Genomic DNA, 18369 nt, shown 5'->3' with positions numbered 1-18369 from the left:
ACGGAGCCCGATTTCCAGATGACCCAAGCCGCTGCCCCCCGCCCGACCCTGCTTTCGGTCAACGTCAACGCCGTTGCCTATCTGCGCAACCGGCGCGAGGTGCCCTGGCCCGACCTCATCGGCATTGCCCGCGCCATTCTGCAGGCGGGCGCGCACGGCATCACCGTGCATCCCCGCCCGGACGAGCGCCACATCCGCTTTGCCGACCTGCCCGCCCTGTCGCGGCTGATCGCCGAGGAATTCCCGCAGGCCGAGTTCAACATCGAAGGCTACCCGACCCGCCGCTTCATCGACCTGGTGCTGGAAAACAAGCCGCATCAGGTCACGCTGGTGCCCGACACGCCGGAACAGTCCACCTCCGACCACGGCTGGGACTTTGCGGCCGACGGCGCCATGCTGCTGCCCGTCGCCGAGGAGTTCAGGGCCGCGGGCATCCGGGTCTCCTATTTCGTCGACGCCAACCCTGTCGCCCCCGCACTGGCGCGGCAGGCGGGCGCGGATCGGATCGAATTCTATACAGGCCCCTATGCGGAACAGACAACGCCGGACGCGGTCTCGCAGGAGCTTGGCAAGATCAGGAACACCGCCGATGCTGCCCGCGCTTTGGCCGCGGACGGCAAGGGCAGCCTGAGGATGAACGCAGGCCATGATCTGACGGTGGACAACCTGCCCGCCCTGCGCCGGGCGGTCCCCGATCTGGCCGAAGTCTCCATCGGCCACGCCCTGACGGCAGACGCGCTGATGCTGGGCTTCCCCGAAGCGGTGCGCCGCTACCTGCGGGTGCTGGGCCACGATGCCTGACCCGCCTCTGCACCGGCCTTCCCCGACCAGAAAAAGACCCCCGGACCATTGGTGCCGGGGGTCTTTTTTACTGATCTGCTACCGCATGGCCTGTTCGGCGGCTGCCGCTTACTCAGCGGCTTCCGCGGGGCCTTCCTCAGCCTTGGGCTTGGGCTTGGCCCGCGAGCGGGTGGTTTTCTTCGGTGCAGGCTTGGCTTCGGCATCGCCGCCGCCCTCCGCCGCCGCAGCGGCATCCTCTGCCTTGTCCGCGGGCTTGCGGGCACGGGGCTTGCGGGCCGGTGCCTTTTTCGCAGGTTCCGCCGGGGTCTCGGCAGGCGCTGCCGTCCGGCTCTCCGGCGTTTCGACCAGGCCGCTGTCCTGGCCATTGCCGTTGTCGCCGCGCGGATCGATCACCTCGGGCTGCGGCGCGGCTGCCGGGTCACCTGCCGGTGCCCCTGCTGCAGCGGACGCTTCCCGCTCCTGGCGCTCCAGCCGCTCGGCCCGCTCGCGGTCGCGTTCGGCCTGGCGTTCGCGGTTCTGCCGCTCCTGCTCCTCGCGGCGCGCGTCGATCTCGCGCTGCGCTTCATTCAGCATCCGCAGGTAATGCTCGGCGTGCTGCTGGAAGTTCTCCGCCGCAACCCGGTCATTGCTCAGCTGCGCATCCCGCGCCAGCTGGTTGTACTTGTCGATGATCTGCTGCGGGGTCCCGCGCACTTTGCCTTCGGGACCGGAGCTGTCGAACACCCGGTTGACCACATTGGCGCCATTCGGGCGGTTCCGGTTCGACTTGGAACGTGAACGTGATTTTGACGATCTCATATGCCTAACGTAAGCCTTGAGTTAATGCGCCGTAGACCCTGTGCAGCGCGCCTCAGCGCCGGATCGCTAGCTTTTTTGGGCTTGATGCCGCGGGAAGGCCTTGGAAGCGTTCTCCTGAAGCGGCTCCTCTTGAGTAACCATGTTACGAAACCGCAGACAAGGGGTACAATAGGGTTTTCTATGATTTTTCTTTCGAAAAGACGAATTTCCGTGCTAGAAACCGCTCTTTGCGCCGGAATGCGCCCGCACCACCCGGTCGCGCCCGTCCAGATCCGGCAGCACCGCAATGCCGCTCAGCCCTGCCGCTTCCAGCAGCGCGCCCACCGCAGCCCCCTGCGCCGGGCCGATCTCCAGCAGGACACGCCCGCCGGGCGCCAGATGCGCTGCTGCCTCCGCCGCAATCCGCCGGTATGCGCCCAGCCCGTCGCCGCCATCGGTCAGGGCAATTCCGGGCTCATGCCCGCGCACCTCTGCTGACAGCCCCTCCATCTCGTCCAGCGCGATGTAAGGCGGGTTCGAGACGATCAGGTCAAACGTGCCTTCGACGGCCTCGAACCAGTCCGATTGCTGGATATCCGCACGCGCTTCGACCCGGTGCAGAACCGCATTGGCGCTGGCCTGCAGGCAGGCCGCCGCGCTGATATCGACACCCAGCCCCGTGGCCTCCTGCCGCTCCGCCAGAAGCGTCACCAGGATGCAGCCGGAACCGACCCCCAGATCCAGCACCCGCGCGTAGGGGTCTGCCAACGCAGCTTCGATCAGGATTTCGGTTTCGGGCCGCGGGTCCAGCACATCGCGCGAGACCTTGAACCGGCGCCCGTAAAACTCCCGTTCGCCGATCAGATGCGACACCGGCACCCGCACCGCCCGCAGGGAAATCAGCTGCTCATAGCGTTCGGAAATTTCCGTTGCCAGTTCCTCGGGCGCAATCAGCGTCACCCGGCTGGCTTCGATGCGGGCGGCATGGGCCAGCAGCACCCGCGCATCCCGCGCCGGGTCCTGCACCCCCGCCGCCAGCAGCCGTGCCGTTGCTGCCGCCATTGCCTGTGCCGCCGTCTCCGCCATCTTCACTGCCCCATCTCGGCCAGAAGCCGCGCCTGGTTGTCCGCGGTCAGCGCCTCGATGATCTCCTCCAGATCGCCGCCCATCACCTGATCCAGCTTGTAAAGCGTCAGGTTGATGCGGTGATCGGTCATCCGCCCTTGCGGAAAATTATAGGTGCGGATCCGTTCCGAACGGTCTCCCGAGCCGACCTGGCTCGCCCGGTCCGCCGAGCGCTCGCTGTCGATCCGCTGCCGCTCCAGATCATAGAGCCGCGTCTTCAGCACCTGCATGGCGATCTCGCGGTTGCGGTGCTGCGATTTCTCCGAGCTGGTCACCACCAGGCCGGTCGGCAGGTGGGTGATCCGGACGGCGGAATCGGTGGTGTTCACATGCTGGCCGCCCGCGCCGGACGCCCGCATGGTGTCGATCCGCAGATCACCCGCATCAATGTGGATATCCACATCCTCGGCTTCCGGCAGAACCGCCACGGTGGCGGCCGAGGTATGGATCCGCCCGCCGCTCTCGGTTGCCGGCACCCGCTGCACGCGGTGGACCCCGGATTCATACTTCAGCCGGGCAAAGACATTTTCGCCCTTGATATGGGCCACCACTTCCTTGATGCCCCCCAGCTCGGTGGCCTGCTCCTCGATGATGTCGAACTTCCAGCCCTGCGCTTCGGCATAGCGCTGATACATGCGCAGCAGGTCGCCGGCAAACAGCGCCGCCTCGTCGCCCCCCGTTCCGGGGCGGATCTCCAGCATCGCCGGGCGGCTGTCGGCGGCATCCCGCGGCAGCAAGGCCAGCTGCAGCGCCTGTTCGGCTGCCGGCAGCGCGGCCTTCAGCACGGGGATCTCCTCCGCCGCCAGATCCTTCATATCCGGATCCGCCAGCATCAGCTCCGCCTCCTCCAGATCGCTCAGCAGCTTGCGGTAGGCGCCGATCTGCTCCGCCACCGGGCGCAGGCCCGAATATTCCTTGGCCAATGCAGCAATATCCCCGCCCCCGGCACCATCCGCCATCGCGGCTTCAAGATACTGAAACCGCTGCAGGATCTGTTCCAGCCGTTCTTCGGGGACCATGGGTGCGCCTATTGCTGTTCATGTTTTGGCCAAGTGACCCCCATGTGATATGCTAGAGCCATGAAACATGCCAGTGCCCTTGTCGTTTCCATTTTCATGGCTGCTTCCGAAAGCGCCCTGGCAGATGTGGCCGGCCCGGGCGGCAAGACCATCGACTGCTACTGCACCGACAAATCCGGCGCCCGGGTGGAACTGGGCGAGTTGCGCTGCCTGCAGGTCGACGGGCGCATGTTCATGGCGCAATGCCAGATGTCGCTGAACGTGCCGATGTGGCGCGAGGTGCAAAGCAGCTGCCTGTCGGCCTCGCTGCAGCCGCTGCCGCACTCACCCGGCGGCACATCGGACCTGCCGGAACTCTGACTCCACAGCCGCCGGGTCAAGGGGGGCGCAGCCACCGCGCGGCCACGCGCGGCCTGCCCTTGACGCGGCATGGATGAACACAATTGAACAGGCGTCTTCCGGGGCCGACCTTGCCCCCGGAAGCGCTTCTCTGCAGATCCAAGGCTTTTCCGCCCCGGCGGAAAAGCCCGCGCCGCGCTTTGCGCGGCGCCCGGCCCAACTGCGAGGGGCTTTTCCAAAGACCCGCGAGCAGGCGGGAGCCTCTGGCTACTCCTCTGCGGCAGCGGCCCGCGGGGCGGAGCCGTCCAATTCAGCCAGCCAGGTGTTGATCCGCTCCCTGTTGGCGCCCAGATCGGAGCGCCCGAACCGCAGCCGGGCGTAGACTTTCAGCAGATCCCCGTCCTGCGCCGCGGTGGTGTAGTCGGGAAAGCCCAGCACCTGTGTGCGGGTGATATAGGTCACCATGCCGTCCTCGGGCCCGCCCGCCAGCACGCTGGTGCGCGGCGCGGTGCTGGCAATCCGGTGGAACCGCTCCAGCCCGTCCGGCCCGCTGCGCACCACCCGGAACACGCCGCCGCGGAATTCCTTGTCCTCGGTGAATTCCGGCTGGGTATTCCAGTCCAGCGGATCGCTCGGCGCCAGCCGGATGAATCCCAGCACGGCGACCACGGCGGCCAGCACCAGCCAGCCGAACAGCATCAGCCGCTTCATTGCGGTTTCAAGGTCACCCCTTGCCTCCTCCCTGCGCGCGGCCCTCCGCCGGCCTTCTGCTCGAGGCCGGACCGCTTATTTCATTACCACGCCCGGCAGCACGCACAGCAGCTCATAGAGCAGGTTGGCCCCCACCAAAGCGGTGTTGCCCGAGGGATCATAGGGCGGCGACACCTCCACCAGGTCGCAGCCGACGATATTGACCCCCTTCAGCGCCCGGATCAGTTCCAGTGCCTGCGGCGTTGTCAGCCCGCCGATTTCCGGCGTGCCGGTGCCCGGCGCATAAGCCGGGTCAAGACTATCGATATCATAGCTGACATAGACCGGCCTATTGCCGATATCGCGACGAATTTCCGCACCCATCTGATGCAGCTGCCGCCCCCACAGCTCCGCCGCCGGGAAATGCTGGAAGCCCCAGCTCTGCGCCTCCGTGAAATCGGTGGCCGCATAGCCGGTGCCGCGGATGCCGATCTGATAGGTCTTGTCGGGAACGATCAGCCCTTCCTCATAGGCGCGGCGGAACACGGTGCCGTGGGTCTCGCGCTCGCCGAACATCTCGTCGTTCACATCCGCATGGGCATCCACATGCACCAGTGCGACGGGGCCGTATTTCTTGGCAATCGCGCGCAGCACCGGCAGGGTGATCGAATGATCGCCGCCCATCGCCACCGGAATCACCCCGCCGGACAGGATCGCCTCATAGCTGTCCTGAATGATCCTGAGCGAATCCGGCAGCGAAAACGTGTTGATCGCCAGATCGCCGATATCGGCAATGTTCAGGCTGTCGAACGGCGCCGCCCCGGTCGCCATGTTGTAGGGCCGCAGCATCGCGCTTTCGGCCCGGATCTGCTTGGGGCCGAACCGTGTGCCGGACCGCCAGGACGTGCCGATATCCATCGGAACCCCCAGAACCGCCACATCCAGCCCCTCCAGGGAGGTCGCCTGCGGCAGCCGCATAAAGGTGTTCGGGCCCGAGAACCGGGCCAGGTCATTGCCGCTGATCGGTTGATTGAACTCAGTCATTGTCTCTCATGTTCCAGCCCAGAAGGCAGATGATCTCCGTCGCCACATGTGCCCCGGCAATAGCAGTTGCGCCACTTGTGTCAAAGGGGGGAGAGACCTCCACCACGTCACCGCCCTTGATATTGATGCCGGCGGTCTCCCGCAGGATGCGCGCCGCTTGCGCCGAGGTCAGCCCGCCCCAGACCGGCGTGCCGGTGCCCGGCGCATAGGCCGGGTCCAGGCAATCGATGTCAAAGGTCAGGTAAGCGGGCCGGTCGCCCAGGATCGCCTTGATCCGCTTTGCTGTCTCGACGGGTCCGATCTCATGCACCGTGGGCGCATCGATGATATTGAACCCCAGCGTGTCTTCATTGGTGGTGCGGATGCCCACCTGCACCGATGTCGCGGGATCCACGATCCCCGTCTTCACCGCCTTGTAGAACATGGTGCCGTGATCCACCCGGTCCATGTTGTCGTCCGGCCAGGTGTCGGTATGGGCATCGAACTGCAAGAGCGAGATCGGCCCGTATTTCTCGGCATAGGCCTTCAGGATCGGAAAGCTGATGTAGTGATCGCCGCCCAGCACGACCGAGGCGGTGTCCGCCGCCAGAATGCCGCGGATATGGTCTGTCAGCGCTGCCGGAAACTCCGGCACATTGGCGTGATCAAAGGCCAGATCGCCGTAATCGGCAATTGCCAGCGTGCTCAGCGGCTTATGCGGCCAGCCATAGGGCTCGTCCGGGCTTTGCAGGGCAGATGCCTCGCGGATCGCCCGCGGCCCCAGCCGTGTGCCGGGCCGGTTGGTCACCGCCTGGTCAAACGGCACGCCGGTCACGGCAATATCCACCCCGGCCAGGTCCTTGGTGTATTTGCGGCGCAAAAAGGACGTGGCCCCGCCAAAGGTGATCTCGAAACTCAGCCCCTTCAGATCCTCGCGGGTGAAGGCGTGATCGATCATGTGTTTTGCGTCTTCCAGTGCCATGGCGGTGCATCCCTGTTCTGCGGCTTTATCTTTTGATCAAATACCCGCTTTGCCAGGTCCTGTCATCCGTGCAGCCCCTTAGCTGCCCGCAGGCTGCGCCCGCTCCACCAGCCGGGCAAAGAACGACGCCCCCACCGGGGCGATCTCGTCATTGAAGTCGTACTTCGGGTGATGCAGCCCGGCAGACTCCCCCTGCCCCAGGAACAGATAGGATCCGGGCCGGGCCTGCAGCATATAGGCGAAATCCTCCGCCCCCATCTCGCGCCCGCCGTCCGCCTCGACATTGCCCTCGCCCGCGATTTCCCTGGCAACCTCCACCGCAAAACCGGTCTTCTCCGCATCATTGAATGTCGCCGGATAGCCGACCTCATAGTCCAGCTCTGCCGTGACGCCATAGCTGGCCGCCTGCCCCGCCACGATCTCCGTCATCCGCCGCCTCACCATCTTCTGCACCTCCGGATTGAAGGTGCGCACGGTGCCGTTGATATAGGCGGTGTCCGGGATCACGTTGTCGGTGGTGCCGGTGTGGATCTGGGTGACGGAGACCACCAGATCCTCCAGCGTATGGTGGTTGCGGCTGACGATGGTCTGGATCGCCTGCGCCATGCCGCAGGCCGCCATCACCGGATCGCGGGTCTCATGCGGCATGGCACCATGGCCGCCCAGCCCTTTGATATGGATGTGGAAGGTATCCACCGCCGCCATCAGGGCGCCGGGCGTGGTCAGGAAATGCCCCGCCGGCAGGCCGGGCGCATTGTGCAGCGCATAGACCTCGCCGATATCGAAGCGGTCCATGATGCCTTCCTCGACCATGATGCGCGCACCGCCGATCGCCTCCTCGGCAGGCTGAAAGATCAGCGCCGCCCGGCCCTTGAAATTGCGCGTCTCCGCCAGGTATTTCGCCGCCCCCAGCAGCATCGCGGTGTGGCCGTCATGGCCGCAGGCATGCATGTTGCCCGCGTGGCCCGAAGCATACGCCGCCCCGGTCTCCTCCGGGATCGGCAGCGCATCCATATCGGCGCGCAGGCCGATGGTGGGGCCCGCCCCCTGCCCGTTGATGATCGCCACCATGCCGGTCCTGGCAATCCCCTCGTGCAGCTCATCCACGCCGAACTCCCGCAGCCGCTCCGCCACGAATGCCGCGGTCTTGGGCAGATCCAGCGCCAGCTCCGGGATCTGGTGCAGATGCCGCCGCCAGGCCTTCATCTCTTCGGCATAATCGGCAATACGGTTCACGACCGGCATGGGGTGGACTCCTGCTCCAGACTCGGGATGATGCATCTGACACCGGAACAAGCTGAGCCGCAATGCCCGAAACAGATCTGATTCACGACGAAACCGCAGGCATCGAGCGTCTGCTGGAAATCATGTCCCGCCTGCGCGACCCGCAGACCGGCTGCCCCTGGGACATCGAACAGGATTTCGCCAGCATCGCCCCCTATACCATTGAAGAGGCTTACGAAGTTGCCGACGCCATCGACCGCGGCGCCTGGGAGGAGCTGAAGGGAGAGCTGGGCGACCTGCTGTTCCAATCCGTCTTCCACGCCCAGATGGCGCAGGAGGCCGGCCATTTCACCTTCCAGGACGTGGTCGCCACCATGTCCAACAAGATGGTCTCCCGCCACCCGCATGTGTTCGGGGAGGAAAGCCGCGAAAAATCCGCCGAACAGCAGACCCGCGACTGGGAGGCGATCAAGGCCGCCGAACGCGCGGACAAGGCGCAAAAGGGCACCCTCGACGGCGTCGCCATCGGCCTGCCCGCGCTGCTGCGCGCCTACAAACTGCAGAAACGCGCCGCCCGCGTCGGCTTTGACTGGCCCTCCGCCGCCAACGTCATCGCCAAGATCCACGAGGAATGCGCCGAACTGGTCGAGGCCCGCGACAGCCTCTCCCACGCCGAAGTCGAGGAGGAATTCGGCGACCTCCTGTTTGTGATGGCCAACCTCGGCCGCCACCTGGGAGTCGAACCCGAAGCCGCCCTGCGCGCCGCCAACGCCAAGTTCACCCGCCGCTTCGAAGGCGTCGAGGCCAAGCTTGCCGCCCGCGGCAAACGCCCCGAAGACAGCGATCTGGCGGAAATGGACGCCCTCTGGGACGACGTCAAAGCAGACGAGCGCGCCTGAACGCGCCGCCCGCGGCTTCATCTATCCCCAACTGCTCAATCCCCGGCGGCCCCGCCGCCGGGCAACAGCTTCAGGCTTCAGGCCAGCCCGGCCTTTTTCAGGTTCCCCATGATGGTCTTGAAGTCCTGGATGATCTTTTCCTTCTTCATCAGGTCCTTCCACAGCTTCTCGGCGGCTTTCTTGTCGTCCACCGCGATATTGACCATCACATCCTTCAGCTTCTTCACATCGGTGATTCCCAGCAGCTTGGCCGCCTTCTTGGGATCGCCCATCCGGTTTTCGGCCACGTATTTCTTGTATTCGTCGCTGCCGGTGAAGCCCATGACATCCTTGTTGAGCATAAGAACGACCTCTTTCTTGCCGGTCTCGATGATCTTCTTCCAGTCACCGCTCTTGAAGTCGCCCTTCTCTGCCAGCACCTTGGCCGCATTATAGGTCTTCGAGGTGATATTGACCGGCTCCTTGCCCTTTTTCTGGTCCATGTAACGGGTCCAGAGCGATTCCGGATTGCCCTTGTTCTGGGTGAACATGAACTCGTTCAGGCAATAGCGCCGCTTGCAGTAGTCCATGTAGGCGGCAGTCATCTTCTTGTCTTTCAGGATGTCTCCGACAACTTTGGGATCATTGCCCATGCTTCATATTCCTCATGAAAATCAAAAATTTGCGTCTTCCGGCAAAACACCGCTGCACCAATACCGCCCGTTCCGGACCCAAACCCCGCCGCGCGCCCGGACCATCCCGCCTCAGCTGCCGCCACGTAAACAGACCATAGAAAGCAAACGCCGTCCCGGCAAATGTCCGTCGCAGAAAATTTCCGGAAATCTGCACCGGTCTGCGCGGCAGCGGTTCAATCCCGGCTGTTCTGGGCGTAGTCTCGTGGCTCACCACCAGCGGAGAGTGCCATGCGCGCCAGGAAAATCATCATCGACACCGATCCGGGCCAGGATGATGCGGTGGCCATCCTGCTGGCGCTGGCCAGCCCGGAGGAACTGGATCTGCTCGGCATCACCTGTGTGGCCGGCAATGTGCCGCTGCCGCTCACCAGCAGGAACGCCCGCATTGTCTGCGAGGCCGCGGGCAAAACAGATGTGCCCGTTTACGCCGGCAGCAAGGCGCCGCTTGCCCGCCCCCTGATCACCGCCGAACATGTGCATGGCCAAACCGGCCTCGACGGCCCGGACCTGTGGGAGCCGCAGATGCCGCTGGCCAGGGAGCACGGTGTGGATTTCATCATCGACACCCTGCGCGCGCAGGAACCGGGCACCGTCACGCTCTGCGCGCTGGGCCCGCTCACCAATATCGCCGCCGCCTTCAACACCGCGCCCGACATCATCGAGCGGGTGCAGGAAATCGTGATGATGGGCGGCGCCTATTTCGAGGTGGGCAACATCACCCCGGCGGCCGAATTCAACATCTACGTCGACCCGGAAGCCGCTGAAATCATTTTCAGATCCGGCGCACCGATCACCGTGATGCCGCTGGATGCGACGCATCAGGTGCTGGCCACCAAACCCCGCGTCGACGCGATCCGTGCCCTGAACAGCCGCGTCGGCCAATTCACCGCCGACATGCTCGGATTCTTCGAACGTTTCGATGTGGAGAAATACGGCTCCGAAGGCGGCCCGCTGCACGACCCCTGCGTCATCGCTTGGCTGCTGAAGCCCGCGCTGTTCTCCGGCCGCCGCGTGAATGTCGAGATCGAAACGCAGTCGCCGCTCACCCTCGGCATGACCGTCGCCGACTGGTGGGGGGTCACGGACCGCGCGCCCAACGCCTTGTTCATCGGCGATGCCGATGCGGACGGTTTTTTCGACCTTCTGACCGAAAGGCTTGCCCGCCTATGAGCGCCGCCCTGCATCTCGCCAAGCCCGAACACCTGGATCAGGTGCTGGCGCTGGTGGCCGCCTTCCACGCCGAAACCGGGCTGGACAGCACTGAAGACCACCGCCGCGCCGGGATCGAACCGCTCTTGAACGGCCACCCTTATGGCGCGGTCTACCTGATCGGCCCGGCGCGCGCACCAATCGGCTATATCGTGATCACCTTCGGCTGGTCCGTCGAGTTCGGCGGCATGGACGGCTTTGTCGACGAACTGTACATCCGCCCCGCGGTGCGCGGCCGCGGCATTGCCACCGAGGTGCTGACCGAACTGCCGAAATCGCTGGCCGGTGCCGGCATGCGCGCGCTGCATCTGGAGGTCGACCGCACCAACGAGACCGCCCAGCGGCTCTACCTGCGCACCCGCTTTCAGCCGCGCAAGAACTACATCCTGATGACCAAGGATCTGTAACGCCGCGCCGGCCAGCCGTTTCCCGGCGCGGGAAACGATCCGGAAATCACCTGATTTCCGGGCCGGAATTTTCGCAAAATTCCGGTACCCTGCCGCGCCCCCGGCGGAAGCCTGCCGCCGGGCGGCCTGCGCGGGCGGAACTGCGCCGCGGCCGCAAGGTCATGCAACAATGCGGAACCATCCGCCAGCGGCAGGCGTTATAGTGCCATCCGCGGCCGGAAAACCAAACCGTCCCGCACCCACTTGAATGGAGCAACACCATGAATTTCCGCTGGATCCCTGTCCTTGCAAGCACCGCCGCATTGGGCCTGGGCGCCTGTACCAACCTGACCCCGGAACAGCGCACAGTTGCCGGCGTGGCAGGCGGCGCCGCTGCAGGCCTGATTGCGGCTGACGCTCTCAAGGCCGATGACGACTGGCGCCTGATCGCAGCCCTGGGCGGCGCAGCGGCCGGCACGATGGTTGCGCAAAACAACCAGACCCGGCAGTGCGCCTATTCCCGTGGCGACGGCACCTATTACACCGCCGCCTGCTAAGGCCCCCGTCAAAACGTCACTCTGGCGCCCTGCCCCGGCCAGGGCGCCAGCTGCACTGGACGGATCCGTCCGGCAGATCACATCCCCGGCGGCAGTGCATGTCCGGCCATCATGTTCATCCGCATCACCGGGTCGCCGGCAGCGGCCGCCTGCCCGCTGAAAGGATAGGTGCCCGCTCCGCTGCACCCCAGAAGCGTTGAAAGAATTGCACAGATAGCCACTGTGCGCAGAACCCGCGTCGTCATGACCTGTTCCCCTTTCCTGCAGCGCCCATCGCGCTGTGCAAAAAAATTTAACATAACACTGACGTGAGCGTCTGTGATCCGGGCCACACATGCGGAAAACGGCGTATGACAGGTCAGATAGCCGCCTGCTCCCGGCAAGCGGCCGCCCGGCTGCGGCTGGCGCCAAGGAGAACAGGCGCAGCTTGGCATGGGCAGAGTGCCGGCGGTCTTCCGGCGCAGGGGCCTGCACTTGTTACGGCCCCTCATTGCCGCGGGCCATCAGGCCCGGCCCATGCCACCGCGCGCCATGCGGTCTGTGGTACAGTGAACCCGGGAAACACAAGGAGGGAAGCGCCATGCCTAGGCACACAGGCTCATGTTTTTGCGGTGCGGTGGAAATTGAAGCAACTGGCAAGCCCGAGGCGATGGGCTATTGCCATTGCAGCTCCTGCCGTTCGTGGTCTGCCGGTCCGGTGAACGCCTTCACCCTGTGGAAGCCCGAAGCGGTCCGCGTCACCAGGGGACAGGACAAGATCGCCACCTTCATCAAGGCACCCAGCAGCGAGCGGCAATTCTGCACGGACTGCGGCGGGCACCTGATGACCAACCATCCGGGTCTCGGGGTCGTGGATGTGTATGCCGCGGCACTGCCATCACTGGACTTTTCGCCGGCCGTGCATGTCAACTACGCCGAAACGGTTCTGCCGATGAAGGACGGCCTGCCCAAGTTCAAGGATTTTCCGGCGGATTTCGGCGGCAGCGGCGAGACGATGGAGGAATGACCCCGCCAGCGCCGGTTCCGCGCCCCGAAACGCAAGAAGCCCCGCCAACAGGCGGGGCTTCGTCCCGGCGCCAGGAAAATGTCCCGGCGTTCCGGCTGTTTACTTCAGGATCGAGCGGCCTGCGTATACCGCCACTTCGCCCAGCATTTCCTCGATCCGGATCAGCTGGTTGTATTTCGCCAGCCGGTCGGATCGCGCCAGCGAGCCGGTCTTGATCTGGCCGCAGTTGGTCGCCACGGCGAGGTCGGCAATGGTGGCATCCTCGGTCTCGCCCGAGCGGTGCGACATCACGTTGGTGTAACGCGCGCGGTGCGCCATATCGACCGCCTTCAGGGTCTCGGTCAGGGTGCCGATCTGGTTCACCTTCACCAGCATCGAGTTGGCGCAGCCGCGCTCGATGCCAGTCGCCAGACGCGCCGGGTTGGTCACGAACAGGTCGTCGCCCACCAGCTGCACCTTGCCGCCCAGCTCGTCGGTCAGCGCCTTCCAGCCGTCCCAGTCATCCTCGCCCATGCCGTCCTCGATGGAGATGATCGGGTAATCCTTCACCAGCGCCGCCAGATAGGCCACGTTTTCCGCGCTGGACAGGGTCTTGCCCTCGCCCGCCAGCACGTATTTGCCGTCCTTGTAGTATTCGGTCGCGGCACAATCGAGCGCCAGATAGATCTCTTCGCCGGGCTTGTAGCCGGCCTTCTCGATCGACTTCAGCACGAAATCCAGCGCCTCGCGGGTGGAGGCGATGTTGGGGGCAAAGCCGCCCTCGTCGCCGATCCCGGTGGACAGGCCCGCCGCCGACAGCTCTTTCTTCAGGGTGTGGAACACTTCGGAACCCATGCGCACCGCGTCGCGGATGTTCTCCGCGGCCACCGGCATGATCATGAATTCCTGGATGTCGATCGGGTTGTCGGCATGCTCGCCGCCGTTGATGATGTTCATCATCGGCACCGGCAGAACCCGCGCCGAGGTGCCGCCGATATAACGGTACAGCGGCTGCGAGGTAAAATCGGCCGCCGCCTTGGCCACCGCCATCGACACACCCAGAATGGCGTTGGCACCCAGGCGGCCCTTGTTCTCGGTGCCGTCCAGCTCGATCATCACCTGGTCAACGGCGACCTGCTCGCAGGCGTCAAACCCGACCAGCTCTTCGGCGATCTCGCCGTTCACCGCGGCCACCGCTTCCAGCACGCCCTTGCCCATGTAGCGGGAGGTGTCGCCGTCGCGCTTTTCCACCGCCTCATAGGCGCCGGTCGACGCCCCCGACGGCACCGCTGCACGGCCCATGGTGCCGTCTTCCAGGATCACGTCGACCTCAACCGTCGGGTTGCCCCGGCTGTCGAGGATTTCACGGGCGTGAATGTCGATAATGGTGCTCATCTGTCCGTCCTTGGTTTGGCCTGAAAGCGGCGCGTTCCGTTGCCAGCGTCATACCAGCCGCGGCGGAAATGTAAACCGGGATCGTTATCGCTAACACGCATGAAAGCGGCGGGTTAGGGCTAACATTGCCCTGTTTGCGCCAACAGCTTTGCGGAAAGGCGCCCGCCGGGACCTCAGGCCGCAGCCGCCGCAGCCGCCCGGCGGGCCTGCCGCGCCAGCCGCTGCTCGCGCACAAAGGTGTAAAGCCCGGAACAGATGATCAGCGCCGCCCCCGCCAGCGTCAGCGTATCAGGCCGCTCGCCAAAGACGATGATGCCCACCAGAATCGAAAACAGCAGCCGGGTATAGCGGAACGGCGTCACCGCCGAGGCATCACCGACCCGCATCGCCACCACGATCCCGTAATAGCCCAGAACGCCGAACAGCACCCCGCCCGCCATCATCAGGTATTCGCCGCGCGCCAGCATCTGCGCATCGCCCGGCGTGAACAGCAGCAGCAGAACGCCGGCCGGGACAACCGCCAGGAAGGCCTGGAAGCTCAGCACGGCAGAGGGCACCCCACTGTCCATCGTCCGGGTCATCAGATCGCGCGCCGCAACGCCCAGAACCGCAACCACCACCAGCAGCGCCGCCGGTTCGAACCCGTCCAGCCCCGGCCGGATGATCAGCAGAACCCCCAGGAAGCCGGCACAGATCGCCAGCCAGCGCCGCCAGCCCACGTCCTCTTTCAGGAACAGCGCGGCCCCCATGGTGATCACCAAGGGCGTTGCCTGAAACACCGCGGCAACCGTGGAGATATCGACCAGCGCCAGCGCCGAGGCAAATGCCATCGCCGAAACCGCCTCCGAGGCGGCCCGCAGCACCGGCTTTCTGCGCCAGGCCCGCGCCGCCAGCAGCCGGTGCCCCTGCAGCCTGGCCATCACCGCAAAGACCAGCCCGCTGCCCAGCCCCAGGCAGATCAGGATCTGCCCCACCGGCACGGTGCCCGACAGGCGCTTGATGAACATGTCCTCAAGGGTGAAAAACGCCATCGAGGCGATGACCAGCAGAATGCCGTGCAGGTTGTTCATGAGCGCGCGCCCCTCTTTGCGGCCGGCGGACCGCCGGGTTTACCGTGTAAAGACCGGCAAAGCAGCGCCGCGGCAACTCCGTTTCCGACCCGCCGTCATGACAAGTCGTGAGCACGCACATCAATTTCCGTGATATGAGCCGCTGCCCGCGGCACGCCCCCGGCCGCCTACTCCGGCTTGCGCGGCACCCCGTAAAGCTCCAGCTTGTGGCCGCGCAGCTCATAGCCCAGCTTGCGGGCGATCCGTTCCTGCAGCACCTCGATCTCCGGGTCGCAGAACTCGATCACCTCGCCCGAGTTCATGTCGATCAGATGGTCGTGATGCTCGCGATCGGCATCCTCGTACCGCGCGCGTCCGTCGCCGAACTCCAGCCGTTCCAGAATGCCCGCTTCCTCGAACAGCTTCACCGTGCGGTAGACGGTGGCAATCGAAATCGCCGCATCGCGGGCGCTGGCCCGGGCGTAGAGCTCCTCCACATCCGGGTGATCATCGCTGTCCTGCAGCACCTGGGCGATCACCCGGCGCTGGCCGGTCATGCGCAGCCCCTTGCGCTCGCAGCGGGCGATAATCGTCTTTGCCATCGGCGTCCTCGCGGTTTTCTGGTCTTCCTCTTTAGCGGAAGCAATCTGCATCGAAAACAGGCTTTTCATCTGCATCAACAGTTGACAAACGGCTTATCCACAGCCATTTGGCGTGCAGGCATCCCTCCCTGCCGCGTGAGCAGAGACCAAACCCGGCCGCGCCGCATGCGCAACCAGACGCCGGGGGTCAAGTGATATGCCGCCATTCCCAAAATCACGCGTGGGGATTGCAGAGGCCAGCGGCCTGGCATCCGGCCAGCGCGCGCCCGAGGTCCCTGCCCCGCAAGACACCGCTGCTTTGCGGCGGATCCGGCCCGTGCCGAGTGCAGGGCTGTGAAAGGATGATACGTGACTGAATTTTCGACCATGGGGCTGCCTGAAAAGCTCCTTTCCCGTCTCCAGGACATGGGCCTCAACGATCCCACCCCGATCCAGGCCCGCGCGATTCCGCATGCCCTGAACGGCCAGGATGTGCTGGGTCTCGCGCAGACCGGCACCGGCAAGACCGCCGCCTTCGGCGTGCCGCTGATCGCGCAGATGATGCAATACGGCCGCAAGCCCGCCGCCAACACCGTGCGCGGCCTGGTGCTGGCACCGACCCGCGAGCTGGCCAACCAGATCGCCGACACGCTGAAGGGCCTCACCGAAAACACCCCGATGAAGGTCGGCCTGGTGGTCGGCGGCGTCTCCATCAACCCGCAGATTTCCCGCATTGCCAAGGGCACCGACATCCTGGTCGCCACCCCGGGCCGCCTGATCGACATCCTCGACCGCGGCGCGCTGGATCTTGGCTCCTGCGACTTCCTGGTGCTGGACGAGGCCGACCAGATGCTGGATCTCGGCTTCATCCACACCCTGCGCAAGATCGCGGCGCTGCTGCCGACCGAGCGCCAGACCATGCTGTTCTCGGCCACCATGCCCAAGCAGATGAACGAGATCGCCAACTCCTACCTGCAAAGCCCGGTCCGGATCGAGGTCTCGCCCCCGGGCAAGGCCGCCGACAAGGTCACCCAGTCGGTGCATTTCATCGCCAAGGCGGAAAAGCTGAGCCTGCTGAAGGAACTGCTGGCCGACCACAAGCACGAGCGCGCGCTGGTCTTCGGCCGCACCAAGCACGGCATGGAAAAGCTGATGAAGGTGCTGGACAAGGCAGGCTTTGCCGCCGCCGCCATCCACGGCAACAAATCCCAGGGCCAGCGCGAACGCGCCCTTGCTGCCTTCAAATCCGGCGACATCAAGGTTCTGGTGGCCACCGATGTGGCCGCCCGCGGCCTCGACATCCCCGACGTGAAGCACGTCTACAACTACGAGCTTCCGAATGTGCCTGACGCCTACGTCCACCGCATCGGCCGCACCGCGCGCGCAGGCAAGGACGGCGCCGCCATCGCGTTCTGCGCGCCGGATGAGATGGATGAGCTGAAGGCGATCCAGAAGGTGATGAAGATCACCATCCCCGTGGCCTCCGGCCGCGCCTGGGAAGCCATGCCCGATCCCGCCGCGCCCTCCGGCAAACCGGGCGGCCGACCCAACGGCCGCCGCGGCGGCGGCGGTTTCGGCGGCGGCAAACCCGGCGGCCAGCGCCGCCGCGGCGGCGCTGGCGCCGGCAAGGGCAAACCCCAGGGCGCCAGCGCCGGCGGCGGGACCCCTGGCGGCGCCCAGCGCAGCGGCCAGAAACAGCGCGCGCGCTGACCTCCTCCCGCCGGCACCGGGTCAAGGGTCCCGCAGGGACCGCGCGGCACGCGCGGCCTGCCCTTGACGCGGTGACGGCGGGCAGCACACTTGAAACGGCGCCCAAGGGCACACCTGCCCTTGGGCGCCTCTCAGCAGCAAGATGCGCTGCGCAGCAGCGCTAGGCCCAAGGCCGCCAAGGGGGGGCAGGCGCCGCCTGCCCCCCCTGCGGGCGCGGGAGCCCCTCTGCCCGGCCTCACTCCGCCTGCAGATCCGCCCAGACCGGCAGATGGTCCGAGGCGATATGCGCAGGCCGCGCGCCATGCACCCCGTGCGCCACCGCCTTCAGCCGCTTGCAATGGGCAATCCGGTCCAGCGCGCCAAGGGGCCTGAGCGCCGGAAAGCTGGCTTTCGGCGGCAGAAAGGTCAGCGCCGGGGCGATATGCTCCAGCACCGGCGTGCGCGACCATTCATTGAAATCCCCCGCCAGCACCACCGCCGCGTCCTGCGCCTTGCAGGCGCGCGCCAGCGCATGCATCTGCTCGCGCCGGGCGCGGCCGGTCAGCCCCAGATGCGCGCCGATCACCCGCACCGGGCCCACCTCCGTCTCCAGCAGCGCCCAGACCGCGCCGCGCGGCTCCAGCCCCGGCAGCGCGATATGCCCCTTTGCCCGCAGCTGCACCCCGTTGCGGAACAGCACCGCATTGCCATGCCAGCCCAGCGATCCCGCCCCGCCCAGGTCCGCCGCCTGCCAGCCGGTCTCCTCGATCAGAAAATGCGGCAGCGCCGCGGGCCGCGGCGGCAGCCGCTTGTCCGCTTCCTGCAGCACCACGACGTCCGCATGCAGCCCGGCGATCACCTGCAGGATGCGCTCCGGCCTCCGGCGCAGGTCCAGGCCGACGCATTTTTGAATGTTGTAGCTGGCAATCCGCAGCGTGTCCGGCGGTGATTTCTTCAGCATCTGG

The 18369-nt window shown here is 65.7% G+C and carries 20 protein-coding genes; 8 read left to right on the top strand and 12 right to left on the bottom strand.

Going from position 1 to position 18369, the window contains the following annotated elements; genetic code table 11:
- Positions 1–18 precede the first annotated feature (18 nt).
- A complete protein-coding gene (locus OKQ63_RS07365; protein WP_264213296.1) occupies positions 19–801 on the top strand; it encodes a pyridoxine 5'-phosphate synthase in 783 nt (260 codons plus the stop codon).
- Between the two features lie 108 nt (positions 802–909).
- Here OKQ63_RS07365 and OKQ63_RS07360 read toward each other — a convergent pair whose 3' ends face one another.
- The 3 genes from OKQ63_RS07360 to prfA all read right to left on the bottom strand — a co-directional run bounded on the left by OKQ63_RS07360 (position 910) and on the right by prfA (position 3722).
- The gene (locus OKQ63_RS07360; protein ID WP_264213295.1) at positions 910–1599 is read right to left on the bottom strand and encodes a DUF4167 domain-containing protein; all 690 of its coding nucleotides are present in this window, start codon (positions 1597–1599) and stop codon (positions 910–912) included.
- A gap of 213 nt (positions 1600–1812) precedes the next feature.
- Positions 1813–2664, bottom strand: a complete 852-nt coding sequence (gene prmC, locus OKQ63_RS07355) for a peptide chain release factor N(5)-glutamine methyltransferase (protein WP_264213294.1) — start codon at positions 2662–2664, stop codon at positions 1813–1815.
- 2 nt (positions 2665–2666) lie between these two features.
- A complete protein-coding gene (gene prfA / locus OKQ63_RS07350) occupies positions 2667–3722 on the bottom strand; it encodes a peptide chain release factor 1 (protein WP_264213293.1) in 1056 nt (351 codons plus the stop codon).
- A gap of 60 nt (positions 3723–3782) precedes the next feature.
- On the opposite strand from prfA, the gene OKQ63_RS07345 reads away from it, so the two are divergent.
- Complete coding sequence (locus OKQ63_RS07345; protein ID WP_264213292.1) at positions 3783–4082, top strand: hypothetical protein; 300 nt, start codon at positions 3783–3785, stop codon at positions 4080–4082.
- Positions 4083–4328: 246 nt separating this feature from the next.
- Here OKQ63_RS07345 and OKQ63_RS07340 read toward each other — a convergent pair whose 3' ends face one another.
- The 4 genes from OKQ63_RS07340 to OKQ63_RS07325 form a co-directional block, all read right to left on the bottom strand.
- Complete coding sequence (locus OKQ63_RS07340; RefSeq protein ID WP_264213291.1) at positions 4329–4772, bottom strand: DUF1499 domain-containing protein; 444 nt, start codon at positions 4770–4772, stop codon at positions 4329–4331.
- A 75-nt stretch (positions 4773–4847) separates the two neighbouring features.
- Positions 4848–5795: an agmatinase gene (speB, locus tag OKQ63_RS07335; protein WP_264213290.1), complete on the bottom strand. Its 948-nt coding sequence runs from the start codon at positions 5793–5795 to the stop codon at positions 4848–4850.
- Positions 5788–6756, bottom strand: a complete 969-nt coding sequence (speB, locus tag OKQ63_RS07330) for an agmatinase (protein WP_264213289.1) — start codon at positions 6754–6756, stop codon at positions 5788–5790. Before speB (OKQ63_RS07330) ends, speB (OKQ63_RS07335) begins: the two co-directional genes overlap by 8 nt.
- A gap of 78 nt (positions 6757–6834) precedes the next feature.
- Entirely contained in the window at positions 6835–8001 is a 1167-nt protein-coding gene (locus tag OKQ63_RS07325) for a M20 aminoacylase family protein (protein WP_264213288.1), read from the bottom strand.
- A gap of 62 nt (positions 8002–8063) precedes the next feature.
- Here OKQ63_RS07325 and mazG point away from each other — a divergent pair, with 62 nt between their 5' ends.
- Entirely contained in the window at positions 8064–8879 is an 816-nt protein-coding gene (mazG, locus tag OKQ63_RS07320) for a nucleoside triphosphate pyrophosphohydrolase (RefSeq protein ID WP_264213287.1), read from the top strand.
- A 77-nt stretch (positions 8880–8956) separates the two neighbouring features.
- On the opposite strand, the gene OKQ63_RS07315 is transcribed toward mazG, so the two are convergent.
- Positions 8957–9511: a hypothetical protein gene (locus tag OKQ63_RS07315; RefSeq protein WP_264213286.1), complete on the bottom strand. Its 555-nt coding sequence runs from the start codon at positions 9509–9511 to the stop codon at positions 8957–8959.
- A 270-nt stretch (positions 9512–9781) separates the two neighbouring features.
- Here OKQ63_RS07315 and OKQ63_RS07310 point away from each other — a divergent pair, with 270 nt between their 5' ends.
- From OKQ63_RS07310 to OKQ63_RS07295, 4 genes are all read left to right on the top strand, one after another.
- A complete protein-coding gene (locus OKQ63_RS07310) occupies positions 9782–10723 on the top strand; it encodes a nucleoside hydrolase (protein WP_264213285.1) in 942 nt (313 codons plus the stop codon).
- The gene (locus tag OKQ63_RS07305; RefSeq protein ID WP_264213284.1) at positions 10720–11169 is read left to right on the top strand and encodes a GNAT family N-acetyltransferase; all 450 of its coding nucleotides are present in this window, start codon (positions 10720–10722) and stop codon (positions 11167–11169) included. Before OKQ63_RS07310 ends, OKQ63_RS07305 begins: the two co-directional genes overlap by 4 nt.
- Positions 11170–11429: 260 nt before the next feature.
- Positions 11430–11705 carry a glycine zipper 2TM domain-containing protein gene (locus OKQ63_RS07300; protein WP_264213283.1) on the top strand — a complete coding sequence of 92 codons (276 nt, stop codon included), beginning with the start codon at positions 11430–11432 and terminating at the stop codon, positions 11703–11705.
- A gap of 580 nt (positions 11706–12285) precedes the next feature.
- A complete protein-coding gene (locus tag OKQ63_RS07295) occupies positions 12286–12711 on the top strand; it encodes a GFA family protein (protein ID WP_264213282.1) in 426 nt (141 codons plus the stop codon).
- A gap of 99 nt (positions 12712–12810) precedes the next feature.
- On the opposite strand, the gene eno is transcribed toward OKQ63_RS07295, so the two are convergent.
- From eno to OKQ63_RS07280, 3 genes are all read right to left on the bottom strand, one after another.
- Positions 12811–14085 carry a phosphopyruvate hydratase gene (eno, locus tag OKQ63_RS07290; RefSeq protein WP_264213281.1) on the bottom strand — a complete coding sequence of 425 codons (1275 nt, stop codon included), beginning with the start codon at positions 14083–14085 and terminating at the stop codon, positions 12811–12813.
- A 173-nt stretch (positions 14086–14258) separates the two neighbouring features.
- Positions 14259–15155 (bottom strand): DMT family transporter, encoded by an 897-nt coding sequence (locus OKQ63_RS07285; protein WP_264213280.1) that lies wholly within the window; start codon positions 15153–15155, stop codon positions 14259–14261.
- A 167-nt stretch (positions 15156–15322) separates the two neighbouring features.
- Positions 15323–15736 (bottom strand): Fur family transcriptional regulator, encoded by a 414-nt coding sequence (locus OKQ63_RS07280; RefSeq protein WP_264213279.1) that lies wholly within the window; start codon positions 15734–15736, stop codon positions 15323–15325.
- Positions 15737–16084: 348 nt separating this feature from the next.
- Between OKQ63_RS07280 and OKQ63_RS07275 the strand changes: the two genes are divergently transcribed.
- The gene (locus OKQ63_RS07275; protein ID WP_264213278.1) at positions 16085–17425 is read left to right on the top strand and encodes a DEAD/DEAH box helicase; all 1341 of its coding nucleotides are present in this window, start codon (positions 16085–16087) and stop codon (positions 17423–17425) included.
- Positions 17426–17660: 235 nt separating this feature from the next.
- On the opposite strand, the gene OKQ63_RS07270 is transcribed toward OKQ63_RS07275, so the two are convergent.
- Positions 17661–18365 carry an endonuclease/exonuclease/phosphatase family protein gene (locus OKQ63_RS07270; protein ID WP_264213277.1) on the bottom strand — a complete coding sequence of 235 codons (705 nt, stop codon included), beginning with the start codon at positions 18363–18365 and terminating at the stop codon, positions 17661–17663.
- Positions 18366–18369 lie beyond the last annotated feature (4 nt).

It is taken from the genome of Leisingera thetidis (assembly GCF_025857195.1).
In the GTDB taxonomy this organism is placed as follows: Bacteria; Pseudomonadota; Alphaproteobacteria; order Rhodobacterales; family Rhodobacteraceae; genus Leisingera; species Leisingera thetidis.
Note: the sequence above shows the minus strand (reverse complement) of the source record. Positions and strands in the feature narration are given on the sequence as shown.